This is a genomic window from Chitinophaga pendula (genome assembly GCF_020386615.1).
Taxonomy (GTDB): Bacteria; Bacteroidota; Bacteroidia; order Chitinophagales; family Chitinophagaceae; genus Chitinophaga; species Chitinophaga pendula.
In genome coordinates this window covers 7,319,820-7,342,520 of sequence record NZ_CP077769.1, presented here as the reverse complement: position 1 = coordinate 7,342,520, position 22,701 = coordinate 7,319,820, and the positions used below count along the sequence as shown (strand labels likewise).

The following is a 22,701-nucleotide window of genomic DNA, read 5'->3' as shown; positions in this document are numbered from 1 at the left end:
AGCCTTAAAGTTAGTTGTTATTGTTCTTATGCTATCAGTGTTTTTATTTCCAGGTATTCTTCCAGACCATATACTCCATTTTCTCTTCCTATTCCGGACTCTTTATATCCGCCAAAAGGTGCGAAGGGGTCGTGTTTCAAGGTATTGATAAGTACTCTACCAGCTTTCAACCCGGCGGCTATTTTTTGTGCCTTTTCCATATTTGTTGAGCTGATATATGCCATGAGGCCGTAAGGTGATTCGTTGGCGATGGCCACGGCTTCGGCTTCGTTGTGATAGGCTATTACGCTAAGTACGGGGCCGAATATTTCTTCCTGGGCGATCTGCATATCCTTATGTACATTAAAAAAGATGGTTGGTTGCACATAGTATCCTTCTGACAATCCGTCGGGGCGGCCAGGGCCACCATAAATGAGTTCGGCGCCCGCTGCGATGCCGGCGGCGATGTAGTGCTGGACGCGATCGAATTGTTTCTGGCTGGCGAGTGGTCCTATATTGACATCTGCATATTCCGGATTGCCCACGACGAATGCGGGCGCCGCGGCTATCAGCGCGGCTTTTACGGCCGCCATTTTTGTTGCTGGCACCAGCAGGCGGGAGCCTGCTATACAAGCTTGTCCGTTGTTCATAAATGCCGCTTGCAGCGCCATAGGAATTGCTTGGTTCAGGTCAGCATCATCCAGGATGATATTCGCTGATTTGCCGCCTAGTTCCAGTGTGACTCTTTTCATCGTATCCACTGCCTGGCGTGCGAGTGTTTTTCCTACTACGGTAGATCCAGTAAAGGATATTTTGTTGACAATGGGGCTCTCCATGATCGCGCTGCCGATGACATCTCCTCTTCCATTGACCATATTGACTACGCCGGTGGGCAAGGCTGCGGTATGAATAGCTTCCATCACAATCTGTGCCTGCCAGGGGGTGAATTCGCTGGGTTTCAGGATCACGGTGCAGCCGGCGGCCAGGGCAGGGGCTAACTTCACGGCGATGGAGCCTGCAGTGGCATTCCACGGTGTAAACAAGGCCGCTACGCCTACCGGCTCCATGATCACCGTAGATTCGTTGACCTGGCGTTCAAAGGGATAGTCTTTCAGCACGGCAATGTAATTAGTAAATGTAGTGGCAGCCAGTATGTTAGCCCACCTGGCACGGTCCCTCGGGGCACCGTATTCCAGGATGGTTGCTTCTATGAGATCATCCATCCTATCCATGATGGCATCGTGTATGCTTTGGAGGTAGGTGATCCTTTCGGGGATGCTACTTTGCGCATAGGATTTTAATGCTTCATCTGCTGCGCAGATAGCGGCCCTGGTATCTTCTTCATTAGCATAGGTCAATGAAGCTATTGCTTTGCCATTGAGCGGACTCAAGATGCTAGCTGTTTCTTGTCCATAAGCAGGCAGGAACTGTCCGTTGATATAAACACTGTTGATGATTTTCATACTTAGATTTTACAGCAAAATTAGCGGTCGGACAGCCACCGTGTTTTGCTACACGGCTCAATTATATTTTGCTGTATGGCTCATTGATATGTTGTCTGCGGCCGGGCGACATGCCCGTTTTATCTTTAAATAGTTTATTGAAGGACTGTGGGTATCCGAATCCCAACTCATAGGCGATCTATGCGGCGGAGGCATTGGATTGCAGCAGTTTACCTTGGCCGGTTCTATGATATGCTGGTGAATGCAGGCTGTTATTGTCTGTGAAGTATGCTACCAGGGAGGCTTCGAATTTCGTCAGGATATCGTTGCTGAAAGATGACCGGTTGCTGACGATGTAAAATTGCTAAGAAGCGGGGGCCCAGGAGTATCCAAAATAAGTATTGTTGTATCTAAAATACGGGGGAGGGGGGGAAATATTTAGTATCTTGTATAAGGCTATGAAATCGTTAACGCCCTATCCTCCGTGTTATGTCCCAAGTTTACTCCAATGATCGATCTACAAGATCTGATTCCCAGGCAGTTGCCAATAATATTCCAGCTACGCGTTCATCCGGAGCCGGCATCTTATCAACGGCAGCATTCCGTGAGCAGTTACCCTACTATACCGGGGTATTGCAGGAACGTATGGCAGGAAAGGCATTATCTCTTCAGCGACATGTTGATACTGGCGAAAAAGGACCTCTTAAGATGGTAGCCCCAGGTAACGCTTCCATTCAGTTTAAAAGAGAACATGCTGTTAACTATGTACGTCAGCATGATGATGTATGGCGTTGGCTTAAAGATTATGGAGTTGAAAACAGAACAAGTATTAGCAAGGAGGATGTCAAAAACTATTTGATGAGCGATGAATCGATAGAACATAGAATGGCACTATTGAATGAATGGAATAGAGGGCATGACTCCGAGAGTGCCTATTTTATTGAACATACATTTACTCCTGGGCCGTCTTCAACTGGAACTACGCCAGCGGTTGTCGCCCCTCAGGTTGCTACTTCAGTCTCTGCGCGCCCCGCCCGGGTAATGGCTGCGCCTCCAGCGGCGGTACTATCGACACCCAAAAAGAAGGCACCACTATCGTTATTTCATCCTACATCTCCTGCAGGGCAGGGCTTTGATGATGTCCAAAAAGTTCCGGGAGGACATGCTTTGAGTTTGCCACTTGACAATGGTGAAATAATAAAAATACCGGGTATGACGCTGGCGTATCGTTCGCAATTGCATGCTGAGCAATTTATGCAGTCGGCACTTTATTCTCCCCTTAAAAGTGAGGCTCCTACGAAGCTTCGCAAAGAACATCCGAAGAGTGTAATGCCTCCTCGAGTACATGTTATTGAAAGCGGGAGAGACATTGTAAAGCTTGCGAACCAGCAGCTTCGATATTCAAGTGCGCCGCAAATCTCGGTGACTACAACAGTAGCTAATGCAGCAAGTTACAGGATGCTGAAGCGATTTCATATGACCAATATGCTTGTTTCGGTTTTTGGTAGCAGCGATGCGCCTGCCTATGATGAGATCGCAGCTACGGTGGGAGATGAGGAGGCATTTGCCGACGGTATATTACAGGTACTACAAGGCCAGGGCACAGATGATATTATCTTATCAGAGGAGGAGCGTACAGCGATGTTACACCTGATCGGCATATTACAAAGTGAGACCAACCGTGGGTTGGCGGCGCCTGTGGAGTTATATAAGGCAATGACTCTTCTAAAAGCGGGTAGTATAGATATTAATGAGGTGATAGGTTCCAATCAACAATCGTTGTTTTGGGCAGCAGCGAAAAAGGGAGGTGCGAAGGCTATCAGGGATATTTTACAGGCGATGCGATCCATTAAGCTGGCGGCGGCACAGGTAAATGTTGCCTATTTTGAGCACCAGTTGGCGGGGCGCACCTTTAAAACTAAAAAGGAAGCGCTGGATGCTGTTCGTATTGAAGAAGCCAGGGCCAGAGATCCATTTACCGTTGAGGGGAAGATATCGGAATTGGTACGTCTTCAAATTATCAAAGCACTAAAGCAATTGCGTTATCAAAAGACATCAGATGAAAACGATCGAGAAGAATTATGTGCACAGGTAGCGGAGGAAGGTTTTAAGGACAAAACCGGACAAGATGTAAATGCCAAGGATATCCGGATGCTTGCTGACAAGTATCTCTCTGAATAAGGGGTAGGGGGTCTTGGCTATGTGGCATGGTGGGGTTGTGGCATACATTCACCAGGGCGCATCTACTTTTTCTTTGCGGAAGATGGCGAAGAGTGCTGAGAGGTAGTCTGTCTGTGTTTTCGCCTTTTAGTTTTTCGAACATAGACAAGCTGGTGTTGCAAGTAGATGAGAAACAACAAGATAAATTCAAGGTCATTTCAGTAGGGTATTTACCGGTCAATTAATCTTTGCCAGCTCGTTTTTATTACATATATTCAGTACGTTAATCTGTAACCCATAACCCTAAGTCAACAATTCTCACCTTCAAAAGCAAACTGTTATGAAAAAGATCAGTCAAAAAAAACTCAACCTGGGCAAAGTAAAAATCGCTGACCTGAGCAAAGGCAAAGCCGAAGGACGTATCTGCGTAACTTCTATCGAAGATACCAGCTGTACTACTTCTTCCCGTCTTATCACCCGTTGTGATTGCCTGTAAAATTTTCAATGACGGCATTTAAGCCTGTATTTCACGAAGAGGGCTGGTCAATTTAATTGGTCAGCCCTTTCTATATTTCCCGGTAGCTGCCTGTATAGCGGGCGTTTGTTTTATAAGGGTTAATGCGTACTTTAGGCTTTCCGCCTATTGCGTGTATAATAGCTTGTTATATGAATGCGTTTTTCTCTCCTTTATTTGATTACAATTATCATTACAATCAACAGCTGACTACGCTGTTTGCTACGCATGGCGATACTTTGCCGGAGAAATGTGTGTTGTTATTCAGTCATATCCTCAACAGTCACCAGATATGGAATGCCAGGATAGAAAGCCGTGAACCGGGAGTGGGTGTATGGGACCTGCATCCCCGGGAACAGCTCCGAGAGATAGACCAACAAAACTATGAGGATTCTTTACGTATACTCCGCGAACGTCGGCTGGAAGCTATCATTCATTACCGGACCTTTAAAGGCGACCCCTTCAGTAATAGTGTGCAGGATCTATTATTCCAGGTTATCAATCACTCTACCTATCACCGGGGACAAATCGCTACGGCATTGAGAGTGGCAGACATCCCTCCTATCAATACGGATTATATTTTTTACAAGATGACGGTTATTTAGCGTCAACGCCCGGTGTAAGTGTCTACCGGGAATTGTTGTACGCTGCAAATACCTATGGAATAAAGGCTCCGCCGGAGGTAACATTGACTATCATGGCGGGTTGGTCCTGCTGCAGCAATACCGGTATCAGCAAATGGTTCAAGTGTATGAGTGCAGACAGCAACACTTCGATCTCCTGCTGCCGTTCACTCCACGGCGCTTCTCCTGTTGCCAGTGCGATCCTGCGTTGTATACCGGCATTGTGAATCACTATATTCAGCTTGTCTGCTATCCATTGATAGAATTTAAGTATTTAAACAGTTATTGCTGTACCGGCACCTGGTACTGATAATCTATTTGTTTCAATATCTTACCATTATGATCCTTTATCAGGCTCAAACGGCCAAATGCATCATATTCATAGTAGCGGGTACGGCCGTCGGGTGTTGTTTCGCTTGTCATTCCTACCAGCGGTAAATAGGTATAGGTAGACACCATCGCCTGTGTATTTGCCAAGGCGGTACGGATTTTTGCCAATTCATTCCGTAATGTCTGGTCACTCGGCGGCTGTTGCAGGATATTATCATTTACTAATGCAATCACCGTATTATAGTCACTACCCAATATTTTGGCTACCGGATATTGACGATCATACCCCCACAGATATATTTCTGAAGCGTCGCCGGACTTTGACTGCTGTTGTATGTTTCCTAACGCGTCATACTGCTGGTATTCTATCCTTTTTTCAGGGTTGGTTGTATTCTGGCCATAGGCCTTGCTGCCGAGTACTGGCAATGTTGCATTACGGGGGTTGATCAGATACTGATCGCGTTGTATTTCAAAATTGCTCCCGTTAGAGGTCAGTTGTTCTATCACTGCATTATTCATATGCAGGGTATTCATTTGCTGATATACATTCTCTGACAGGAAATCAGTAATGTATTTGTTACGCTGCCGGATCACGCTACCATTGCTTGCGAATGTTTGCTGTTCGGTCACCTTCAGGTTATCCAGGTTATTATAGCTGTAGATAGTAGTATTAGTGAGCACGCCGGTTCCTTGCTGGTCATAAATCTTTTCATAGACGGTATCCAGGTGTATCCAGTATTTATACCGGGGATAGGCAACGATATCGAAGAGGTCGAGGTTTTTAAGTTCTACCTGAGGGCCATAGGACAGGAAGTTAACTGCCTTTCTTTGTAACACATAATTATCAAACCAGGAGAAAACACGGGCATCAGAACTATAAATATTCTGCCGTTCACCCACTAGTTTAAATGAGTTATTGTCATTGCGATATTGCCTTACTGCTGTTTCAAGACCATTCAAAAATCCGTTGTTAGCATATGGGGCGTTATAAATAACGCTACCATTCAGCCAGTTTCCTGGTTTATTCCTTACTATTTTGAACTCATGTTCTTGCAAGCCATTTTTTGCTTTTTCGCCATATCCTATGGTTACATGTTTATAATTTACCAGCGCTTGTCCGCTAATATACATCGGCATCAGGCTATAGCTGCTTAGTTTTCCAAATAGAAAGGATTGTTGCCTGCCTTCTAGTCCGCCACCACCCAATACATTTTTGCAGGTCATATATTTTGTAACGCTATAATTGGGTTGATAAAACCTTACTTGTTCTGCTTCTCCCGAAGATATAGCCAGTTCTGACGATTTAGCGTAGTAAAACTCTTTTACTTCAGGAGCGGTATTGGGAATAGCGGTGGCTCTTAATTGTTTTACCCGGAGGCCAGGTATAATTACATTACTATCAATCTGTGATATATTTCCGACGCGGGCAGTTACAGACCCTAATCCTCCCATGGCGGCTCCGTAAGCGGTTACCTTTATTGTATAGGTACCTATTTCGCTTAGCGACATGTATTTCTCGACAGCAGGTAAATTTCTACCTAGTAACTGAGACGATATTACCGTACCCGAGGGGGCTGTCAATTCGACTTCTGCCATATTATGTATGGGATCATATTCATCGGGGGATAAGATATTAGCACGTTGTCTGAATCTGACAGTTTGTGGATAACTGATAGTAAAATTTTTGGTGATGCTTTTTGCTCCTTTCAGGCCTTCTCCTGAGACAGTAGCGCTTGTTGTTTGTTCCGAAGGATATACTGTTACCTTCTTTCTTACAGTGTTACCTTCCCATACAATTTCTTCTTTTCCACCAGTTGGATAAGTGATAGTACGTAATACACCCATTTTAGCGGCTACGGTATCTGGTTCTTTATTATTTCCATAGCCGTTAAACAGGTTATAATCTTTTTCAGATGCGGATATTTCAATCAGGGATGCGTCATTATCTTTCTGGACTACAGCGGGCGAATAATATCCGTCTGCACGTCCATGAAAATATCCGCCATAATCCTGGGCACAAGAAAGTCGAGGCGGCAGGTTATTCATATTATAATATTCAAACCGGTAACTAAGAGGAGCCCCCGATCCCACTATATTCTTTTCTAAAATACCTGTAAGGAACAGCCGTTTGTATCCATAGGGTACTGGTATATTTTGAACATTTCCGGTAAATCCATTATTTAAAGCATAGGTATATTGCAGTTCGTAATCTTTTTTCAGGCTACCATTGTAGAATACTTTGATAGTATTGATACATTTATCTTCCAAGTCTTCTCTATCTGTGGAACCAAAGAGCAGCTGTGTTTTACCAGCGACAATTGATTTCAGAACGACTCCCCTGCTGGTAACATATTGCACACATAGGCTTTGCATATTAGGTACGATTGGAGTCTGTTCGCATTGAGTATTTCCTCCGCTACCATTCCATTGATAATCTCCTTGCCCTGGATACATGAACACATAGCTTTCGCTGATAGAAGTGGCATAATTGCTCAGGGTTAACGGATCATAGTTCAATATAACTTCGTCACCTCCGGGATATGTAATCTTGTTCAAGTACCAGGCCACGTCTACATAAGAGGTATATTCATAACCACAGCTACCTGTTGTCTTAGAAGATTCTCTAGCCTGATCGCCACCAAACCAATACGTAATACCATCCCCATCAACAATCCTGAAATCCCATGAACTTCGTTGTGACAGGGTGGCTCTTTCAATCTTTACGTTGGCTATACTTATCTGCTGTACGGTTTTATTGTCGTCCAGGAAAAACTTTCCAGATAATCCATTCACATTGTAGGAGAACTCATCTGACTGTGTATCATAGATATCATCCTGCTGTACAAATGGTTCCACATATTTTGCCAGCTCTTCTCTACTATTATTAACAGGATTAGGCCTACGTGTGCTGGTAAGGTCATCCTTATGCATTACCGTCCTCGTGATCACTCCGCCAGCATTTAGTACCCAATCGACTCCTACTCTCGATGCGATCTGATCTACTTTTACGCCATTAGAACTATAGCTAAGTCCAATGGGTACATTTACATTGCGATAACGGATCGTATATAATGGGATATCAAACTGGGCGGTACCGGTGAACAATCCTGTGGTGATGCGGGTATCTTTCACCAGTTCTGCCGCATTGGGGGTAGGAGGTAAGATTTTAGGTAATTCAGGAGTTTGTGCCTTTTGACTCCGGGCCGACACTGTGATTACCAGCAACATTTTTAATAACAAAAGTCTAATGACTGTCTTCATAAGGTAAGCGATTGATGACTATGCTACAGACATTTTTGCCGATTTGGGGAGGTCCAGATAATAGCAACATCGGTAGCTACTGTACAGTTTGAAATACTAAAAATATACGGGTCAACTACCAGCAAACCGGTAGGGGGCTGACCCCAAACAACATTAACAAATAAAAAAAAATTTATCCAGATGGCAAAATTCTCAGCCGGTTGCTTTTGCGTTAGTGGAAAACTCAGGTAAAATCCTAATCGGGGAAAATGGCCCTATAAACAAAGCATAATAGGACTTTTAAACAAAATGAGATGGTTTAACCTATGGTAAGTTTGCATTATCAAATCACATTAAACCATATCAAGATGATATCAAATGAAGTTTTACAGCAACCGGTAGGTTCACCGTTCGAAGCGGCTTCGACTGCGGAAGAGGTGATAGCCGGTATAGATCTGACTGGTAAAGTAGCCATTGTAACGGGGGGATATTCCGGTATAGGTCTGGAGAATGTAAGGGTATTCCGCCAGGCGGGTGCGCAGGTGATTGTTCCTACCCGGGATCATGCCAGGGCGGTAAAAGCGTTGGAAGGGATTGACGGTGTGGAGATAAGGCAGATGGATCTGCTGGACCCGGCCTCTATCGATGAATTTGCTACCTGGTTCCTTTCTACTAATCGTCCGTTGCACCTATTGGTGAACAGTGCAGGTATTATGGCCAATCCTTTCACGCTCGATGGGAGGGGGTACGAAATTCAGTTTGCGACCAACCACCTGGGGCATTTCCAGCTGACTGCCCGTCTCTGGCCGGCATTAAAACAAGCTAATGGCGCCAGGGTTGTGTCTGTATCTTCGCGTGGGCACCGCCGGTCTGCTGTGATCTTTGAAGATCTGCATTTCGAACACCGGGCATATGACGGTTGGGCAGCCTATGGACAATCCAAAACGGCCAATGTTCTTTTTGCGCTGGCGTTGGATCAACGTGGCCGGGAGTATGGTATACGTGCCTTTTCTTTACATCCGGGGGCTATCGTTGGGACCGGGTTGGGTAAACACCTCTCCGCCGAAGATATCCGCAGGCTGGGTGTTGTCGATGCACAGGGTCGTCCGATCATTGATCCGCAGCGCCAGCTGAAGACACTGGAGCAAGGTGCTTCCACCCAGGTATGGTGTGCAGTAAGTCCTTTGCTGAATGGATTGGGGGGCGCCTATTGTGAGAACAACGAGATATCCCCGGTAGTAACGCCTGAGGAAGTGAGTGCCTGGTCGCAGGATATATTGGCACAGCGTCCGGGGGTGATGAGTTTCGCGGTAGACCCGGAAGCTGCCGAGCGTTTATGGCAGGTGAGCGAACAACTGACCGGCGTAATCCTTGATAAGTAACTGCCAACATACCACCAACAACCTGATAACCAGACATTATTCCAGGAAGATGCCTGGTTATTAGTTGTGCCAGGCAACGCAAATACGCCGACATACGTATGTATATCTGCAAACGTTTGTTTTATATTTATATAAGTATAGTTGACATGGCGAAACCGAGTACATTTTCAAAGGCTGACATATTTATGTCCTGTATAAGTGAGCGGTATTACAGTAGCGAGATATTGATCCGCAAACATTCCCTGATACGGATGATATCCGGGGAAATGAGGGTGACCTTTGCAGAGGGCTCCTATACATTTAAGGGGGGAGATACTATATTATTCCCCTTTAATCAATTGGTGAAGATTGCTAAATACCCTGCTGGCGGGCAGCCTTACAAGTCTGTAGCTATCTATTTCACTACAGAAATGTTAAAAAGACACTATATCCACGCTACCCCGGGTAATGAGGTACCGGAGATCCCGACGATGAAAATGATGGATCAGCATCCGTTGTTAGACAGCCTGTTTGATTCTTTATCTCCTTACTTCCGGTTGTCGGATGAGTTGCCGGCAGAAATTGCTAATGGCAAGGTGGTGGAAGCGTTGACCATCCTTCGTTCTATAGACCAGGATGCCAATCATATATTAGGTAGTTTTGACGATCCGGGGAAGATAGACCTGGCGACGTTCATGACCAAAAACTATATGTTCAACCTACCTATGGAGCAATTTGGCTTTCTGACGGGTCGTAGTCTGACTACTTTTAAAAGGGATTTTAAAAAGGCGTTTAACACCACTCCTCAACGTTGGCTGACACAAAAGCGGCTGGAGCTGGCCCATAAACAGATATTTGAGCAAAAGCGGCGGCCTTCCGATGTATACTTTGAGGTCGGCTTTGAGAATCTCTCCCATTTCTCCTTTGCCTTTAAAAAACAATTCGGCTACCCGCCAGGGGGCGCTGCACATCTTTCTGCTTAACATCTGACATCCTGCTTAACATCTGACCGATAAAACGGCCGCCGGTCTGGGGGGACCGGCGGCTTCCTTTTCATTATCTTTTCGAATTACCAGGCAAAACGTCTTGATCTGCTAACACCGAATGGTACACATGCGCATGTGAGCAAATGACCGGGGTCATCGCGGTTTGTTTCTTATGAGCTACTACAACTTATTGCTATGAACAGGCATCCTATTTCCCTTAATTTTTCAGGAAGTCCTCTATTACAACCAATACTTCCTGCTCATATTGTTGCTGCCGGCTACGGCCTCTCTTTGTATCCGGGAAATAGTCGCTGATCTCGTAATTCCTACCGTACTTGTTCTTCTTATTGGAGATACCATAATAAATATCGCCGGTAACCTCTGTAGCGATGATAAACACTTCGTCAAACCGCATCAGCTTGCGTGTGTAGATACCGGGTACTTTCTGGTAAACGGTATGTTGTGTCTTATCGAATATATATGTCAGGTTCACATTAAACAGGAAGTCGTAGCAGGCGTATCCCATAAATATCACTCCCAACATGTAGAGCACGGTATTGATATCGCTGCTCAAATCGACGACACGAGGTGCGACGAATGCAATAATGGCTCCTATTATGCAACCAATGATCTTGTTCTTGTAACTTTTTTTGGGTTGCAGGCTGAGCCGGCCATCCATTATTATGAGATTGTATTTTTCTACCATTGTACATCAATATAGGGTCTGTTAAGTCGGAATGCCCATAATTTTGCTTGTTTCTTCGATTACCACCTGTAGTGGTTTGGTTACAAACACGCTCTGGTGCAGCATAATCATCTTTTTCTTCCCATTTTTATACAGGATAATGGAAGCGGTTGCATTCATGGTAATGAGGAAGGATTGTTTTGAGATCAGGAAGTTTTCGAAGTCGTCGAAGCTGAATACCTGTTCACCGCTAAAGAAAAACGGCTGATAACGGAGGGTCCGGTCGCCGGTACTGATCCGGAGCTTACCTGATGTACGTAAAAACAGGATCACACCAAGGAAGGCGACGAAGCCGGCGATCACTTTGTTGCTGGTGGTAGGGGCGCCTTTGATCAGGATCAAGGCAACGATGAGGAAAAGGAATAAGGCCAGTGTTATTATGAATACTGTTTGCGGCTTCTTTGTATAGACGTTGCCTTCCTGGGTGAAGTACTTTAATGATTGCATATGGTTTACCTGGTAATGGTTTACAAATTTTCAACAGCTGCAAATTTGTGAAAGGGCATCTACAATGACAAATATCCGGATACTACAAAACATCTATATTGTAAGGAACTATATCTACAGCGCGACTACAAAAATATTAAATTATTGGTAATTAAATCATTAGATACCATACATTGACTACAATTACGAACCATCTATTAACGGTAAGGGGGTATTGATCTGTAAGGCGGGCGGGCGGGCAGGTACCCTGTTGTGATGGAGATATGGCAGGTGACGGCTGATCCTGGGGCGGGGTTGTTGCCGGTGCGGGTATTGTACCCGGGGATGTGAGGAGGAGAGCTGGGGTGGTAATACAGCAATGACATCGGCTACGGTGGCGGCCCTATGCGTCTTTATCCTCCCCGCAGTCATCGCTTGCACCTGTAAGGTGAGTATCAGTGTGCCTTTGCCGGGCGGTGTGCTATCCAGCGTCAGGCCGGCAAATGGCGTGTGCATATCTATTATATGCGTCAGGGTGGAGGATTCACCTATCCGCCGGGTGCTAAAATCTATCCGGGAAGCGACCAGGGTAAGCCGGAGCTGTGTGATCCCTGTTACCTGCCGGAGGGATTGAGGAGGGATATGTAGGGTACCATTCCTGGTAAGTTGGGGTGTTATCGTAAGGTATTGTTGCAGCCCTGCATGTCTATTGAATGAAAAGCCCTGCAACCCGGCAGTTCTTTCTCTCAGGCCGGCCAGGGTACTATTCAAGCGGTTGACGAGGGCGCCATCGTAGGGGAGGTGAAGGTGCGGGAGGATGGTTTGCCTGATGAGGCGACCATATGTACTAGTGATGCCGAAGCGATATGCTGCTTTGCGGGTGGCGGGTGTCTGCCGGACTTTTTCGGGCAAGGTACGTATGAAGTAATCGCCATGCCGACAATACCCGACCATATTACCCAGTTTGCCTGTGAATGTAATGAACCCTGTTTGCCGAGCCATTGAATATAGGTTTTCACGGAAGTTACGTAAAGGATCTGAATTGGTATGTTGACGGGATTTGACGTTATTCGACGTTGCTTTAAGAACTATTGTCCATTTTGCAAGCGGTTTTGTGTATACATTAAAAGATATCGAACATCGCTATAACGGGAGTTGATTGTTGACAAAAAAAATATTTATGTTATAATAATAAGGGATGGGATGTAGTGGAGATAGCGGCGGGGCTACCTGGCTTAAGGGAATGATAAGCTTTGGTTATACTAAAGGTGGACCTGGCGCAGCTTTATGACAGAGAGGTGCGTTAGCAGTTAAGCATTGGTGTATCCTGCAGCAGTGATAATGCCTGCTATTTATCCTGTTATATCAGATTTTATCGCAAAGGCGCGAGCAGTATCAGCGGTCAATGCTATTGCACTGTGTGATGTGATTTGTATAATGGTGCCGGGCATTCATCCGGCATCATTGCAATGATCCGGCATTGTTGTGCATTCTAATGTGGAGGGGGATATCTTAACTTAAAGTATGGAATGTGCATAGCGTCCTTCTATAACCCTCAAAATGTACAGCACATGAAAAAATTAAACAGCATCAAACAACACCTTACGAGGGAAGAGCTAAAACATGTTAAAGGAGGCGGCGGTCCTGTTGTGATAGGGCAATGTTTCCTGATGGTCGGCTGCCTGGTACAATGCCTGGTGAACGGGTATGGCAAGGCTAAATGTGAAGCCGCACTATGTATCTGTTTTGATTAATCACCCAGCCCGGGCTTCTTTTCTTTGTTTCGTTTACGCTTGGCCGGATGCCATATCCGGCTGAGCTATTTTCAGCCGGCGAAGTTATTGAGTACTTTTAATGCTTTTTCTGCGTCTTTATTGTCGACGAAGATATGATCGTGGTAATAGCCGGCGACTACGTTACAGCTGATATTTTCCTGTGCGAGTGCTTTTGAGAATGCGGCAGTGAGGCCTACCGCTTCCAGGGAGGAATGGATGGTGAGGGTGATCCAGGCGGCGATATAGGTATAGGATAATTGCAGGCGGTCTGCTACTTCTTTACGTAGGATCAGTGTAAAGCCTTCTTCTTCTTTCAGGAACATCACGGTATCTGTGATGGCTATTCCTTCCAGCGACCTTACGGAGCAGAATACGTACTCACCCGGTTGGTGGGTGGGGCGCATTTCTTTTAATAGTTTGTCCAGATTTGTCTCTCCTGCCATTATATGTGGAATTTGTTCGAAGATACGGCAGCTGGCTGATTTTCGCTATGCTCAATTTTATAAAAAGCGTCAACATCTGCTGACATGCTGCTGTTAGCTTTACGGTAATAGCAGGAGGTGGTCGCTGGTACGAGTGCTGGATGGGGCGGTGGACCGGGAGGTGGTATTACACCGCGAGGGCTGGCAGGCCTTCGTAAGCGGCGGGTGTGATCACGGAGGCGTCGTCTGGTTTTGTTTTGCGTACGGAGTTGACGGGCCAGTGTTCCAGTTGTTCTGAGGGGATGGCATAGTCGAGGATGTGTTTGATATCCAGGTCGGTGAGGTTAGGGTTGAGCCATTCTTTTTCCAGTTCTACGGGCAGTATAAGGGGCATTCGGCCACCGTTTTCGCCACCGTTGTGTATTTGTTTCATGACGGTGTTGGCTTCGCGGGTGATGACGGTGAAGGTGCCTGGTAGTTCGCCGGTTTCGACGTTAGGGAAGTGGGAGTATTGATAGAGGCCGGCGAGGAAGAACATTTCGCGGTCTTTGACGCGGATGAAGTAGGGTACTTTATTTTTCCAGCCTGGTATTTCGCGATGTTCGAAGAAGCCGGTGGTGGCTACGAGGCAGCGATTTTTGCGGATGCGATTCCAGAAGGTGTTAGGTTCCAGTACTTTTTCTGCGCGGGCGTTGACCATCCATTTGCGTCCTTTTTTCACTTCTTCCGGTGTCTTCATATAGGGAGCAATGACGCCCCATTCGAACTTATGTAATTGGAATTTGCCATCTTTAGCGGTGACTACCGGCCATTTAGGATATCCCTGTCCTACTTTATGCCAGGTAGGTTCGAAGTTGGCGAACAGTTCGCCGCCGGCTTCTTCGCGGGCGGTTTTCAATTCGGGCAGTAATTCGTAGATGGTGGTGATCTCTGTAGAGAAAGCGAGGTCGTAACACATAAGGTTAGTTTCTTTCGATTTCGGATAATGACGCTTCAATTTTGGCGGCGCCGCTTCTGAGTCGGACATATAGTTCTCCGAAGGAGAGGTATAATTCGACGCGGACAGTTTCGCCTTTTGCTGGTCGCCAGCTGGTATTATACCGGATATACTGCCTGATCTTAGGCCCTAATTGCGGGTTTGGTTCCCATTGTTGTGTCTGCAGTATGGCAGCATAGATGTGGTATCCTGCGGGTTGGCCGGCGGCAATATACAAATTCTGTTTTTGAGTATCGTCGGCGATATCATATACACGGGCGTGGATGTCGTTCAATTGGGCGATGTGGGTCTCAGCGGTTGTTCTGTCTTTATAGTGAGTGAACAAGAATACGCCTTTGACCTGGGAGTCGAAGTGATCGATTCCCCTGGAGTAGGATTGCCTGACGAAATAGGTGTGTCCTTCCGCGATGATAGCGTCCAAGATGTCTTTACTGAGCAGTGCCAACGGATTGTGCATAGGTCCTTTTTATCATTTCAATTCGTCAGCAATATTATGCTAAATATTTTAGTATTTTGAAAAATATTGCCCATTGTCTTTACGCTATTATTTTAAAAAAGGGACATCTGCGTGCCGGTATTGGTGAGTCCGAAGAGGGATTGTGTTTCGCGATAGAAGGGTATATCATAGCGGCCATCGTGTACATGGAGGAAGAGGTATGTTTCGGAGAGGCCTTGTTGCTGCCAGGTATCGAAGCGTTGTTGCCATTGGCGGAGGCGGATAATGTCTAAGGGATCGTTGCCATGTACGACGAACCGCAGGAATAACTTGGGAGTGGTGAGTGCCATATGGAGGCAATCACGGCGGCCGGGGGTGTCGGTGATGACGGCGCCGATACCCAGTTCATACAGGGTATCGAAATATTCTCTGCGAGTGTGTTCCTGGCTGAACCAGTCGGGATGCCTTACTTCGACAAAAAACTCCACATCTGCGGGGAGGGATCGCAGATAGGCGTAAAGGTTATCCTTACGGTTGGGCGCGAAATATTCGCTCAGTTGGAGGAAGACGGGTCCTAGCTGGTCGCCGAAGGCGCGTATCCCTTCCAGGAAGGCATATGTTTCGACGCCGGCGTTGATCAGGGAACTTTGGTGACTTATTTCCTGTGGTACCTTGGGGCAATATTTAAAATCACGGCCTTTGGATTTCTCGGCCCATTTAGCGATCGCCTCGGGGCTATAGATCTTATAATGTGTAGCGTTGAGTTCGACACAATTGAATTGCCGGGCGTATTCTGTGAGGAAGCCGGTATCTTTTAATCCTTTGGGGTATAGGGAGCCGATGTATTCTTTGCGGGTCCAGCCTGAGGTACCGATCCGCAAGGTGTGGGGTTGCGGAGTGCCTATCAGCACTTTCGCGTTGATATATTCATCCGGGGGGAGGTGTATGTCCACCTGATCGTAGTTCTGCCAGTTTGCGCCAAAATCCATGGTGTAAAGATATTACGAAGCGCATAAAAAAGGTGCATTCCTGTTAGTAAATGCACCTTTTCTGTATGACGATATTTTTATTTCCGGAGGCCGGAAAGTAATAGTATCTGACGGCTGCTATGACGGGTATGATAAGTGCTATCCAACATGATCTTATTGCATCTTTCTGATCCCAAAAGATATAGCGTACGAATTCAAAGAAGGGGTGATTTGTAAAAAAAGGCGCACTCCCTGTGGAATGCGCCAAGTGTGACATGGTTTCCGATTACGAAAAGATTTCGCGGATGGTACAAAACTACTATGCCTGTCATTCACCGAAAGGGGGTCAATGTGGCAAATATTGGGGTGTTTGTGCCAGTCTGTTATAAGGATTGTGTTTTTTTTTACGCCACCCGGACAGTTGATCGTAGTCGACCGATTGACCTACGGTGATAGTGGCTGTCGAGGGCGGAGGCGTTGAATATCATGAAAGATATGTGCTCCCGGGATGGGTTTGTGTATCAAGGGGTTAACCGGGACAATGTTTTTGGTGACCGGGCAGGATCGCTGCCCGGTATAGTAATCATTAAAGGAAGATGCAGGAGCCGGTTGCAGGTTCGCAAAAGCAGGTACCTTCTACGCATCCACCGGAGCCGCTGCAGCGAGCAAAACAGCTAGCGTTAACTGTTTTTTTGTTACCACCGCCAACTATGCTGCGTAGTTCGTTGCGGCGGATGGTTTCGAATGACATTTTCTTCATAAGGTTGTTTTTAATATGAATTAAATTATGTGCCGTGGTTGCAGGAGTATTGCAGCGAATTTTCTTATATTCTTTGTGGGAGAATTATTAATACTTTTGGGGGACGACGTATATTTTATTATTTTCTTATGAATAACACAACGTATTTTATTCATCCTACGGCGGTTATTGATGAGGGGTGTATTATTGGTGCAGGGACGAAGATCTGGCATTTCTGTCACCTCATGAGTGGTTGTAAAATTGGTGAGCAATGTAACCTGGGCCAAAATGTGGTGGTATCTCCGGGAGTAGTATTGGGCAATCAGGTAAAGGTGCAAAATAATGTCTCGTTGTATACGGGTGTAATTTGTGAAGACGATGTTTTTATAGGCCCTTCTGCAGTTTTCACTAATGTAATCAATCCACGCAGTGCTATAAACCGTAGCGCTCAGTTCCTTCCTACAAAAGTAGGTAAAGGAGCTACTATCGGCGCCAACGCGACCATCGTCTGCGGGCATACGATAGGTGCTTATGCGTTTATCGGTGCCGGGGCAGTAGTGACGAAGGATGTTGCGCCTTATGCGATGATAATGGGTAACCCTGCTGTGCAACGGGGTTGGGTAAGTGAGTACGGGCATCGTCTTCATTTTGATGCAGCCGGAAAAGCACATTGCTCAGAAAGCGGGCAGCTATATGCATTAGATGGCGGAGTTGTACAACGTATATTGTAATGTATGGGAGTAAACTATTTGCATGGCGGCGATCGATCCTATTCACTGTCATAGTCAGCGGCCGGAAGGTTTGTTGTCTCAATTTGTGGAGCACTTCTATGCCTTAACTATTTTTGTTATCTGCCTGCCTTATTGCTGAGATGAGGCAGGCAGATATCTTTTTTATAGTTTATTGTTTTTCGAGTAAGGCTTTGAGGTTGTCGAGGCCTGTCTGCAGATCGGCGCCGATCATTTCGCTCATATTCATGCCGAGCAACATGATGTTCATCGGGTAGGCCATATGTCCTTTGAATCCCCATTTTACCTTTGTTTGTTCCGGAGAAACGGATTCGGTGGTAAGATATGCCTGGGAGGTAGATGTGAAAGGTTCTATGAAACGTATTTCGTAGTCGATCCTCTCTCCTTCTTTAATATTTTTGATCTCCTGTTCTCCTTTGCCAACATCCTTCTTGTCGCTGCTCCAAGCGAATACGAACCCTACGGTAGCGTCTGTACCGCGATAGTCTTTTTTCATCTGAGGGTCCATTGTAGCCCATTTGCTGAAGTTGTCCTGATTTTTAAGATACCTGATATAATCGAACACTGCCTCTTTGGATTTGTTGATGGTGACTTCTCTTTCAACTGCGTAATCCTTTTTTACAAATAAAGCGATGATGAGAGGAATAGCGATGAGCACCACTATTACGATGAGTATCCATTTTAAGATTTTCATTGTAAGAACGATTTATATGAATGGTTGTGTGACGACATATATCAAATATAACATTTTAGACATTACATCATGCTATTATGTAATTATTAGCATGCTGATATGACCAGGTGGGTGCTAAAAAATATGTAATTTGCCGGGGAGTGAACAACAGGTGTTATACCTGGTAAGGAAGCGCTGTGGGGGCCAGCCCTTTTAAACGTTAAAATCAGATCATCCATGTACGAAAAGAAAATACCAGAGAACTTAGATTGTGGCATTAGTGTAGCCTTGAAGATATTGGGCGGGAAGTGGAAATCCTGGATCATAGGATGTATACAAGAGGGCATCAAGCGGCCCAGCGAGTTGCACCGGGAGATGAATGCGGCACCTTCGCGGGTGTTAAATATGCATTTAAAAGAACTGGAAGATTACGGCATCATTTACAAGACGGTGTATCCCGGATTACCGTTAAAGGTGGAATATAATCTTACGGAAGTGGGTAAGAGCATCCTACCTGTAATTGACGTGATGGACAAGTGGGGAACGGAGAACAGGGATTACCTGGCACAGATGATGGATCGTTTTAATCTCAACGGGAATAATTGATCTCACGATGATATGCAGTCGCCGCAACATCTCTATTGTTGCGGCGACTTTTTTTATAGTTTCCGGATGCGGATCATATTTCCATGTTTCGCCTCTTTCAGCCAAGTGAATTCTGCTTCCATGCGATCACCGGGAGCGGCCATATTTTTATCGTAAGCTTCTATGGCGGCAGCGCCTATACGATACCAGGGATGCCGGGAGGAAGTATTTTTGCCCACCCTGACCAGGGCGATGAACTTTTCTGTGACTACACCGGAGATCACCACTTTATCCCTGGCGGCAGCGCCTCTTTTCCACATCCACCAGTACAGGATGCCCGAGACGGGTACTAACAGCAGGGTAAGCACACCAAATACGGGAAGCAGGAACTGGACGCGAAAACCTCCAATACAGAATAGCAGAAAGGTAGCTACGAAGAGGATACCTGCCATGATCTTCAGGAAGAGGATCGGTTCTTTCATTACTGCTTTTTTGTCTTCGGGTGTCATTGGCAATATGATAGTAGTCGTGGGGAACTGTTCATAGTCTACCTGCAACAGTAACCAGGTATCGGGAGCGGGTGCGGGTACGACATGCAGGCTGACATGTCTGAACTGCAGGCTATCTGCTTCGAACATCCTTCGGGACAATTGAGGGCTTCCTCCGGAGAGTGTCTGCGCTAGCAGTACCTTTACTTCAACCGGTTCTCCCTGTTCGAATATATAACGGATGGTGTCTTTCTTTGTTAGTTCGATCCGGATGACCCATCCGCTGATGATGGTCTTTGTATTTTTTGACCGGACGGTAGCGAAGGTATTACCGGCACCTTTGAGGCGGAAGGCCCAACGTATACAAAAACATCCCAGCAGCAGCAGCAATATGCCTATCCACAGGGCTCCTGTATCCTGGGGAAAACCGATGTCAATAATAAAGCCGGCACCGACGCAGAGGAGTGTACCACCTATTATAGCGGCTACGACATCTGCCCTGTTTTTCATGCCAAGTTTTTGCAGGAAAGCGGATTCTTCGTCAGTCAGGAAGACCTCTTGTCTGTTGTTGTTATTCATCATTTTTTCTACCGGAATAAATAATTGCCGCTGTAAAATAAAGTATTGATAACAGTATTTCGTTGTTTATCCGGTATATATATTTTACCTTACTTATACTGATCACCCTAAAAAATTAGCACCATGAAAAAAATGATCCTGTTAACCTTGTTGTCCGGTTCTCTTATTGCCAGCAGCTATGCCAGCAGCGACTTAGGGACGGCAGCATCTACGGAAACCCAAGACAAAATTGCCGCCACTTACAATGTACGTATCGAATTGAAGGACTGGTATTCCGGTGCGCCTGTAAGTGCCGGTACATTACGTGGTTACAAGGCAACCAACCAGCAGACCGGCGAGGTGTATGAGTCTTCCCGCGATGGCAGTACCTTCGAGGGGTTACCTGCGGGTACTTACCGTTTTACGGCAGACCCTGGTCCCTGGGATGGCGCGGTACCTGCTACTGTGACTTTAAGCCAGGGAGCTGTAGGACCTGACGGTTATATCGTGGTAACGTTAGGTTATTGGAAAGAGTAGTAATCCGGTGCTCCCATGGTACAGATGGGAGCACCGTCATCTGTTGACAGTTGTTACATTTGCACGTTGTCAAAGAAAATATGCCTGTTGTCAAAAGGGGGTGATCAGGGACTTCAGGATGTCTTTTCTTTACATATAGGAACGAGCAAAACAACTGCCATGCGATTCTTCAAGCGATATATATTTCCGGCGTTATATGGTCTGTTGATTTACCTGACCATTCGGCTGTTACAGGATTCCCAGATACATCTTGCGTTCTGGCGCCGTTCGTGGCGGCTGAACCTTTTGGAGATGAGCGTATGCATTGCGATCTCTTATATCTGGGTCTATCTTTTCCGTCAGCTATTGCGTTATTTTGACCAGACACAAGGCCCCTTACAGCTAGGTTACCGGCGGGTAGCCAGGGAATTGCTTATCCTGGTATCTTCCACCCTGTTATTGTTTAACCTGACGGCTACTCCTCTGGTAGCATTTACGGACGATGGGCTATCGATCGGGGACCTGGCGGCAGTGAATGTAGTGCCTACAATGTTCGCACTTATTTACTACGGCATTGTTCGGAGTGGGCAGTTCCTGCAAGCCTATGTAGACAACCGGTTGCAGCTGGAGCGGGTCATGAATGAACAACTGGATACGGAGTTAAAATTCCTCAAAGCACAATACCATCCTCACTTTCTATTTAACGCGATCAACACTGTGTATTTTCAGATGGATGAGGATCTCCCTGGTGCAAAAGCGACATTGGAGAAATTCTCCGAGCTGTTACGTTATCAATTATATGACCAACAACAGCAGGTACCCGTATTACAGGAGATCGAATACCTGCACAACTACATAGGTATACAAAAGATCAGGAGCAGCAACCGGTTGTCGTTACAAGTGGATATAGATCCGAGATTACGGGATCAGCTGGTGTATCCGTTACTATTTTTACCTTTGGTGGAGAATGCATTCAAATATACAGGAGGCGACTATCAGCTGCACATTACTTTATTACTGTTACAACCGACCATCCTTATATTTACCGTCAGTAATTCGGTATCTGATACTCCTCCCGTAAAAGAGGATGCAGGTGGCATAGGCCTGGAGAATCTGCGGCGGCGGCTTGCATTATTATATCCCGGCAGACACCAGTTCAGTATCGAGGAACAGGACGGTTTATTTATTGCATCACTTCAACTGGTATTAACAGATGAGCAGCACTAAGATCTCGTGTATTATCACCGATGATGAACCATTTGCGAGGAAAGGACTACAAGGTTATGTGGAGAAAGTTGACTTCCTGGAATTAAAGGGCGTGTGTGAAGATGGGCTGCAACTGAGCCAGTTATTGCAACGGGAGCCAGTAGATCTATTATTCCTGGACATACAGATGCCGCAGCTCACTGGTATTGAGCTGTTAAGTACTTTAAGAGAGCCGCCTGAGGTAATCTTTACAACGGCTTATGAGCAGTATGCCATCAAGGGATTTGAGCTGAATGTACTGGATTATCTGCTCAAACCGATCTCTTTTGAACGCTTTATGAAATCGGTCAATAGGGCCTATGAGCACTTTCAACGCAGGCAAGTGGCAGCACCGGTTGTGCCGGCAGCTCGCTACCTGTTCCTCAAGGTAGATGGCAAGCTGGAAAAGATCCTGTTTTCCAGGATACTTTATATAGAAGCGCTGGAGAATTACATGGTCATCTATATGGAAGACCGGAAGGTGATCACCCATACTACACTCAAAGCATTACTGGAGAAGCTGCCTGCGGGGCAGTTCTTACAGATACATAAATCATTTATTGCTGCCCTGGACAAGGTGGACCGCATAGACGGTAACCTACTACATATTGGCAAGCACCAGATCCCGGTAAGCAGGAACTTCCGGGATGGCGTCATTGCCGCCTTAGTACGATGACCTTTGATATCAGAACTGATTGACCACTTCGACCACCCGCTCTATATCTGTAGTCTGGTGACAGTATG

24 protein-coding genes are annotated in these 22,701 nt (G+C 46.0%); 11 read left to right on the top strand and 13 right to left on the bottom strand.

Annotated elements, in window-relative coordinates; all coding sequences use genetic code 11:
- Window positions 1–26: 26 nt before the first annotated feature.
- Window positions 27–1,442, bottom strand: a complete 1,416-nt coding sequence (locus tag KTO58_RS27745) for an aldehyde dehydrogenase family protein (RefSeq protein ID WP_095836285.1) — start codon at window positions 1,440–1,442, stop codon at window positions 27–29.
- A 468-nt stretch (window positions 1,443–1,910) separates the two neighbouring features.
- On the opposite strand from KTO58_RS27745, the gene KTO58_RS27740 reads away from it, so the two are divergent.
- From KTO58_RS27740 to KTO58_RS27730, 3 genes are all read left to right on the top strand, one after another.
- On the top strand, window positions 1,911–3,602 hold the full coding sequence (locus KTO58_RS27740; protein WP_157752704.1) for a hypothetical protein: 1,692 nt from the start codon (window positions 1,911–1,913) through the stop codon (window positions 3,600–3,602).
- Between the two features lie 319 nt (window positions 3,603–3,921).
- Entirely contained in the window at window positions 3,922–4,077 is a 156-nt protein-coding gene (locus tag KTO58_RS27735; RefSeq protein ID WP_157752705.1) for a hypothetical protein, read from the top strand.
- Between the two features lie 170 nt (window positions 4,078–4,247).
- Window positions 4,248–4,700, top strand: a complete 453-nt coding sequence (locus KTO58_RS27730) for a DinB family protein (protein ID WP_095836287.1) — start codon at window positions 4,248–4,250, stop codon at window positions 4,698–4,700.
- 52 nt (window positions 4,701–4,752) lie between these two features.
- On the opposite strand, the gene KTO58_RS27725 is transcribed toward KTO58_RS27730, so the two are convergent.
- Together KTO58_RS27725 and KTO58_RS27720 are read right to left on the bottom strand one after the other, a co-directional pair.
- A complete protein-coding gene (locus KTO58_RS27725; RefSeq protein ID WP_095836288.1) occupies window positions 4,753–4,950 on the bottom strand; it encodes a Rossmann-fold NAD(P)-binding domain-containing protein in 198 nt (65 codons plus the stop codon).
- 50 nt (window positions 4,951–5,000) lie between these two features.
- On the bottom strand, window positions 5,001–8,309 hold the full coding sequence (locus tag KTO58_RS27720; protein ID WP_157752706.1) for an RHS repeat domain-containing protein: 3,309 nt from the start codon (window positions 8,307–8,309) through the stop codon (window positions 5,001–5,003).
- A 347-nt stretch (window positions 8,310–8,656) separates the two neighbouring features.
- Here KTO58_RS27720 and KTO58_RS27715 point away from each other — a divergent pair, with 347 nt between their 5' ends.
- Both KTO58_RS27715 and KTO58_RS27710 read left to right on the top strand, forming a co-directional pair.
- Complete coding sequence (locus KTO58_RS27715) at window positions 8,657–9,670, top strand: oxidoreductase (protein ID WP_095841368.1); 1,014 nt, start codon at window positions 8,657–8,659, stop codon at window positions 9,668–9,670.
- Between the two features lie 185 nt (window positions 9,671–9,855).
- Window positions 9,856–10,632 (top strand): helix-turn-helix domain-containing protein, encoded by a 777-nt coding sequence (locus KTO58_RS27710; protein ID WP_225859948.1) that lies wholly within the window; start codon window positions 9,856–9,858, stop codon window positions 10,630–10,632.
- Between the two features lie 220 nt (window positions 10,633–10,852).
- Here the strand turns inward: KTO58_RS27710 and KTO58_RS27705 are convergent, their stop codons facing one another.
- The 3 genes from KTO58_RS27705 to KTO58_RS27695 form a co-directional block, all read right to left on the bottom strand.
- A complete protein-coding gene (locus KTO58_RS27705; RefSeq protein WP_095836291.1) occupies window positions 10,853–11,341 on the bottom strand; it encodes a hypothetical protein in 489 nt (162 codons plus the stop codon).
- Between the two features lie 21 nt (window positions 11,342–11,362).
- Window positions 11,363–11,827, bottom strand: a complete 465-nt coding sequence (locus tag KTO58_RS27700; protein ID WP_095836292.1) for a hypothetical protein — start codon at window positions 11,825–11,827, stop codon at window positions 11,363–11,365.
- Window positions 11,828–12,010: 183 nt separating this feature from the next.
- Window positions 12,011–12,808, bottom strand: a complete 798-nt coding sequence (locus tag KTO58_RS27695) for a hypothetical protein (protein WP_095836293.1) — start codon at window positions 12,806–12,808, stop codon at window positions 12,011–12,013.
- Window positions 12,809–13,377: 569 nt separating this feature from the next.
- On the opposite strand from KTO58_RS27695, the gene KTO58_RS27690 reads away from it, so the two are divergent.
- Window positions 13,378–13,560 (top strand): hypothetical protein, encoded by a 183-nt coding sequence (locus tag KTO58_RS27690; RefSeq protein ID WP_157752707.1) that lies wholly within the window; start codon window positions 13,378–13,380, stop codon window positions 13,558–13,560.
- Between the two features lie 71 nt (window positions 13,561–13,631).
- Here KTO58_RS27690 and KTO58_RS27685 read toward each other — a convergent pair whose 3' ends face one another.
- The 5 genes from KTO58_RS27685 to KTO58_RS27665 all read right to left on the bottom strand — a co-directional run bounded on the left by KTO58_RS27685 (window position 13,632) and on the right by KTO58_RS27665 (window position 17,164).
- Complete coding sequence (locus KTO58_RS27685; protein ID WP_095836295.1) at window positions 13,632–14,024, bottom strand: ACT domain-containing protein; 393 nt, start codon at window positions 14,022–14,024, stop codon at window positions 13,632–13,634.
- A gap of 166 nt (window positions 14,025–14,190) precedes the next feature.
- The gene (locus KTO58_RS27680; RefSeq protein WP_157752708.1) at window positions 14,191–14,961 is read right to left on the bottom strand and encodes an SOS response-associated peptidase; all 771 of its coding nucleotides are present in this window, start codon (window positions 14,959–14,961) and stop codon (window positions 14,191–14,193) included.
- A gap of 4 nt (window positions 14,962–14,965) precedes the next feature.
- Complete coding sequence (locus KTO58_RS27675) at window positions 14,966–15,457, bottom strand: hypothetical protein (RefSeq protein ID WP_095836297.1); 492 nt, start codon at window positions 15,455–15,457, stop codon at window positions 14,966–14,968.
- Window positions 15,458–15,549: 92 nt separating this feature from the next.
- Window positions 15,550–16,425: a DUF72 domain-containing protein gene (locus tag KTO58_RS27670; protein WP_095836298.1), complete on the bottom strand. Its 876-nt coding sequence runs from the start codon at window positions 16,423–16,425 to the stop codon at window positions 15,550–15,552.
- 565 nt (window positions 16,426–16,990) lie between these two features.
- A complete protein-coding gene (locus KTO58_RS27665) occupies window positions 16,991–17,164 on the bottom strand; it encodes a hypothetical protein (RefSeq protein ID WP_157752709.1) in 174 nt (57 codons plus the stop codon).
- 128 nt (window positions 17,165–17,292) lie between these two features.
- Here KTO58_RS27665 and KTO58_RS27660 point away from each other — a divergent pair, with 128 nt between their 5' ends.
- A complete protein-coding gene (locus KTO58_RS27660; protein WP_095836299.1) occupies window positions 17,293–17,874 on the top strand; it encodes an acyltransferase in 582 nt (193 codons plus the stop codon).
- 169 nt (window positions 17,875–18,043) lie between these two features.
- Here the strand turns inward: KTO58_RS27660 and KTO58_RS27655 are convergent, their stop codons facing one another.
- Entirely contained in the window at window positions 18,044–18,586 is a 543-nt protein-coding gene (locus KTO58_RS27655; RefSeq protein ID WP_095836300.1) for an SRPBCC family protein, read from the bottom strand.
- A gap of 216 nt (window positions 18,587–18,802) precedes the next feature.
- Here KTO58_RS27655 and KTO58_RS27650 point away from each other — a divergent pair, with 216 nt between their 5' ends.
- The gene (locus KTO58_RS27650; protein ID WP_095836301.1) at window positions 18,803–19,171 is read left to right on the top strand and encodes a winged helix-turn-helix transcriptional regulator; all 369 of its coding nucleotides are present in this window, start codon (window positions 18,803–18,805) and stop codon (window positions 19,169–19,171) included.
- Window positions 19,172–19,224: 53 nt separating this feature from the next.
- Here KTO58_RS27650 and KTO58_RS27645 read toward each other — a convergent pair whose 3' ends face one another.
- Window positions 19,225–20,220, bottom strand: a complete 996-nt coding sequence (locus KTO58_RS27645; protein ID WP_095836302.1) for a hypothetical protein — start codon at window positions 20,218–20,220, stop codon at window positions 19,225–19,227.
- Window positions 20,221–20,340: 120 nt separating this feature from the next.
- Between KTO58_RS27645 and KTO58_RS27640 the strand changes: the two genes are divergently transcribed.
- The 3 genes from KTO58_RS27640 to KTO58_RS27630 all read left to right on the top strand — a co-directional run bounded on the left by KTO58_RS27640 (window position 20,341) and on the right by KTO58_RS27630 (window position 22,633).
- Window positions 20,341–20,733, top strand: coding sequence for a hypothetical protein (locus KTO58_RS27640; RefSeq protein ID WP_095836303.1), 393 nt, complete (start codon window positions 20,341–20,343; stop codon window positions 20,731–20,733).
- 159 nt (window positions 20,734–20,892) lie between these two features.
- On the top strand, window positions 20,893–21,939 hold the full coding sequence (locus KTO58_RS27635) for a sensor histidine kinase (RefSeq protein ID WP_157752710.1): 1,047 nt from the start codon (window positions 20,893–20,895) through the stop codon (window positions 21,937–21,939).
- A complete protein-coding gene (locus KTO58_RS27630; protein ID WP_095836305.1) occupies window positions 21,926–22,633 on the top strand; it encodes a LytR/AlgR family response regulator transcription factor in 708 nt (235 codons plus the stop codon). Before KTO58_RS27635 ends, KTO58_RS27630 begins: the two co-directional genes overlap by 14 nt.
- The last annotated feature ends 68 nt before the right edge of the window (window positions 22,634–22,701 follow it).